The 4,267-nt window shown below is 57.5% G+C and carries 2 protein-coding genes and 2 pseudogenes; 3 read left to right on the top strand and 1 reads right to left on the bottom strand.

All coding sequences use genetic code 11. The features are described 5' to 3' along the window. Nucleotides 1-391, bottom strand: a pseudogene (locus IVA87_RS30685) (hypothetical protein); the annotation flags it as partial. Nucleotides 392-1,502: 1,111 nt separating this feature from the next. Between IVA87_RS30685 and IVA87_RS30680 the strand changes: the two are divergent. The 3 genes and pseudogenes from IVA87_RS30680 (at nt 1,503) to IVA87_RS30670 (ending at nt 4,035) form a co-directional block, all read left to right on the top strand. Continuing rightward, the gene (locus tag IVA87_RS30680) at nt 1,503-1,919 is read left to right on the top strand and encodes a hypothetical protein (RefSeq protein ID WP_247336648.1); all 417 of its coding nucleotides are present in this window, start codon (nt 1,503-1,505) and stop codon (nt 1,917-1,919) included. Continuing rightward, nucleotides 1,864-2,835 carry an MATE family efflux transporter gene (locus IVA87_RS30675; protein ID WP_247336646.1) on the top strand — a complete coding sequence of 324 codons (972 nt, stop codon included), beginning with the start codon at nt 1,864-1,866 and terminating at the stop codon, nt 2,833-2,835. The genes IVA87_RS30680 and IVA87_RS30675 overlap by 56 nt, the downstream gene beginning before the upstream one ends. Before the next feature lie 375 nt (nt 2,836-3,210). Next, nucleotides 3,211-4,035: pseudogene (locus IVA87_RS30670) on the top strand (mandelate racemase/muconate lactonizing enzyme family protein). Nucleotides 4,036-4,267 lie beyond the last annotated feature (232 nt).

The following is a 4,267-nucleotide window of genomic DNA, read 5'->3' as shown; positions in this document are numbered from 1 at the left end:
GGGCCTCGGTCTTGCGGCGAATGTCGCGGATGATCCGGCCCGGCCGGCTGCGCAGAAGGCGCAGCTGTCGCTGATGCCGGTTGAATTGTTTGGCATGAGCGTAGCGGCCCGCCATCATTGCCGCGCTTTTGGCCACGCGAACATAGGATTGCCGGAGCCTGACCCCGTGCTTCCTCGCCAGGCGGTTCAACCCGCGGATCGCTGCATGCAGCAGCTTGGCGTCGGTCGGAAAGCTGATGGCCTTCGGTTGGACGGTCGTGTCGACCGTGACCCGCTTGAGGTCCTGGCTGCGCAACGCACCGCTCGCGTGCGCCACCACGTTGATGATCTGGTCCAGCCGGGACCGGAACAGATCGTTCGAGCCTGTCGTCCTGTGCTTCTTTGGTCGCATCGGTCCCTCCGATGCAGCACAGAATCACGGTTCGCAGCGGCAGGGAAATCCAAAATCGAAATTGCAGGGTTTTGGGCTGTGAAGCCTCAATCCCCCTGCAATCTCAAATGCCGCCGCAACCGGAAAACAGACTCCCAATCAAGTGCTTGGAGGCTTGTTCACGGACAACTAGACAACAACTGGGCTCGGCGGCTCCGGCCCTGACGGGCCTCAAAACTTACGAATACATCTGCGATACATCCGCAGACGCGGGGGTGGCAGCCAAACTCGTCAAGGTCGCGCTAGCACATACATACCGGGACCAAACCCCAGAATCCGGCAACTCCAGGGACGCCGCAGATCGCCGCCACTCCCAAACACATCTCCGAGCGCCGAGAATCGCGGAAACAGGGTAACCTGGTGCAGGCTCGTTAGCTTCCCGACCTCTTCTCAAGCGCACAAGCTCACGCTGCGGTGTTCGAAAAGCCAAGCTACAATGCCTTGTCGATGTGACGCAAAAATGATGTGTTCTCCGGCCACGCGTACTGCGCTTGTCGGTTCAGGACTGCCCTCATGCATCGCGGCTGTTTGGGCCGACAAGTTGTCTGATCGATCGTTTCAAACATTACCAAAATGATTTAGCAGCCGGATGAGTGTGGTTCGCACCTCTACGTCGAGCGTGGCCTTGAGATGAAGCCGCATCGTGATCTCGCGTCAGATCTCCGACGTGCTGTCGGTTTAACGACACATCGGTTAATTCAAATTGAGCTATACAAACCAGCTCTCCTAATTGGCACGACCTCTTGAAGAGGAGAGTCTATCAAGCACACCGTTTGCTTAAGGAGTTGTAGAAATGACTCTCAAGACCATAGCCTCTCACAATGCGTGTGATGCCAATGCTTCAGTGTACACGCGACTTCGCGCTAGCTTAGGACTTTGTAAGCCTGTTGCCCGGGAGTCCGGTCGCGACGGCGCTCACGGCAGGATTCCGGAGATCGACTCTACCAGCTGTCAAGCGAGCTTCTTGCGTGCCTAAGCGGCCGGGAAAACTGGCATAGCTTATGGAACGGAAACAATTGTTCTCACCGGTGGCTGATGTATGGCGCGATAGCTTAGTAGCAGAGCCAACCGGATGATGCGGCTCGCGATCGCGAAAGTCGTTATTGCGGGTTATCACGAATTCAGGACGGTAGGGAGATCCTCCGCAAAGTCCGCCGGAGACGAAAGCGGGCAGTATGAGTTGCAGGAAAAGGCATCCAAAACAAGATCGGCGTTGCTTCCCGGAGACAGAGTCGCGAGACGGTCGGCCGCGAATGACTTCAGGGCCGAGCTTAGCGAAATTGCGAAGCTTGCGTTGCCAATAGTGCTGACCAACCTTGGGCAGGTCGCGATGCTCGCGACGGATCTCGCCTTCATCGGTCGCATGGGTGCCGAGGCGACCGCCGCGGCAGCTCTCGCCGGCAGGATATATTGGATTAAGCGTCACCTTCGGGATGGGCCTAATCTTGGCGAGCGCATCTTTTGCGGCGCAGGCGTTTGGAGCGAATAATCTAAGTCTGTTAAGACGCTCACTCCGCATGAGGCTGTGGACGGGGCTGCTGTTATCGCTTCCGATAATGACCTTTCAACTGCGCGGCGAGCACATACTGCTGGCATTTGGTCAGGCGCCGGGCGCGGCGCTGCTCGCGCACCAGTATCTGTCCGGAGTGGCCTGGAGCGTGCCACCTTTGTTATTATTCTCCGGAATTCGTACTTTCATGAGTGCGGTGAATCGGCAGGCGCCGGTCTTGTGGATTACGCTAGCGGGTATCCCCCTGAACGGCTTGTTGGTTTATCTCTTGACGTACGGGAATTTGGGCCTGCCGCGACTTGAGTTGTTCGGGATTGGTCTCGCGACGACAGTAGTGAACATTTCGTCGTTTTTGGCTGCTTTGTGGTTCGTCACAATGGCCCCATCATTTCGGGGCTATCGCGCGCTTGCACAGCTCTGGCGTTTGGATTGGCCGTTGATGCGGCAATTGATTGTGATCGGAATTCCGATCTCCATGTCTCTTTTGTTGGAGAGTGGAATCTCGTCTGCCGCTGCGCTCCTGATGGGCTTGATCAGCACCAAAGCACTTGCTGCCAATCAGGTCGCCTTGGCGAATTGGTCGATGATGCCGATGCAACGATCGGACTCGCTGCAGACCTTCTTTGATCGGCGGAACCGGCTTTATCTCTGCTGCAGTGTATACCATCGCGTCGAGCAGTTTGCGAGGCATGAAGGACACCCGAGTGCCCCTTCTATTTGCCGGGAGTGCATATTGGATTATCGCGTTTCCCTCAGCTATCTGCTTGGCTTCAGGATCGGCCTGGGCGCTACCGGTGTTTGCGTTGGCTTGTCAATCGGGGCGGCCGGATATGCAGTGCTTCTCGTCGGGCGTCTCCACTTGCTGGCGAGGAGGCTAGCTCTGCCCAAGGCATGAATGGTGAGCCGCCCTGTTGTCGTGAAGTACCGACCTCATCAATCTAGAGATACTAGTAGAACAAGAGATGCTCATGAACATCACAGGCGCTCGTACTCACATTCTTCAAGCCACGCTGTCGCAACCTCTTGCCTCTTCACGTGCTTGGTATGATAATCGCACTGCGATGCTCGTCGAGATCGCAGACGGACCAGGGTATCGTCGGCTGGCGCGAATGCTACGGGCCAGCTCGGATAACCGCAGCGGTGGTCGAGAGCGTTGTGCCTTGGCTTATCGGGCAGGATCCACTGCGTACCGACTATCTATGGCGGATGATCTATGCAGGCTTGCGCGATCATGGACGGAAGGGTGTCGTTATCCAAGGCTTAAAGCGGCATTGATATCGCCCTATGGGATATCAAGGGCAAGTATTTCGGGGTTCCTGTGCGACAGCTGCTCGGCGACGCCGGTCGTACGGAGTTCGTTGCTTATGCGACTGGCCTGCTCCGGCGAAAAGTGGAGGATCCGAACCGGTCTCTCGCTCGGGAGGCGGCCGGCTATGTCGCTGAAGGATTCTCCGCGGTGAAGCTCAAGGTCGGCTTCGGCGTGGAGGAGGATGCGGCCACGACGCGCATTGTCCGCGAAGCTATCGGACCGGGTACAATGCTGATGGTGGACGCGAATCACGCATATGCTACTTGGCTGCAATCCATCTGGGCCGCATGATCGAGGATCACGACAGGGTTTGAGGAGCCGGTGCCGCCGGAGGACCTTGCCGGCTATTGTACGGTAAGGGCCGCACTCTCGATCCCTATCGCCGGTGGGGAGTGCGAGTTTACCCGATTTGGCTTTCGCGACCTTTTCGTCTCGCGAGCGTTAGATATCGCGCAGCCTGACACCTGCGGCGCGGGCGGACTTTCCGAATGCAAGAAGATTGCCGACATGGCTGAAGCGTTTGGGGTCCGCTATTGCCGACACGTCTGGGGTACCGGAATTGCGATCGCTGCGTCGCTGCATCTCCTCGCCGTTCTGCCGTCGCACACGCCGCCTTCGCTCAGACCTCTTGAGCCAATGCTGGAGTTTGATCGCACCGAGTACCCAATTCGGCAGTCTATTCTTGTGGAGCCGATAGAGCATACTCGTGGCATAGTTCGCGTGCCGGACGGTTCGGGGCTCGGCATCGAAGTAGATCGCAAGGCGTTGGCACGATTTGCCGCGTAGTAGTGCGTCGCTCCGCCATCCGGGCATTAACTTGCGAATGGGGAGTGGCGAGCCGCATGCGGCGGATTGCCGGTATCTAGCTGATATTAAGCGTGGTGGAGACGATGCTCACCTCCGCCTAGATTTGACGAGCTAAAGCGTGATGGCATTAGGTTCGATAGCCTGAATTTTTGAGGTAATTGGCGCATTCCTCTGAGGTGAAGGCATCGAGTGCGCGGCCGATTGCGGCGCA

The sequence above is a fragment of the Bradyrhizobium sp. 147 genome, assembly GCF_023073935.1.
In the GTDB taxonomy this organism is placed as follows: Bacteria; Pseudomonadota; Alphaproteobacteria; order Rhizobiales; family Xanthobacteraceae; genus Bradyrhizobium.
The sequence above is the reverse complement of the archived record's forward strand: the minus strand, read 5'-3'. Positions and strand labels throughout refer to the sequence as shown.

Excerpts from the sequence above, each read along its gene's own strand:
- IVA87_RS30675 (WP_247336646.1), top strand. The coding sequence starts at position 1,864 with ATGGGCCTAATCTTGGCGAGCGCATCTTTTGCGGCGCAGGCGTTTGGA.
- IVA87_RS30680 (WP_247336648.1), top strand. The coding sequence starts at position 1,503 with ATGATGCGGCTCGCGATCGCGAAAGTCGTTATTGCGGGTTATCACGAA.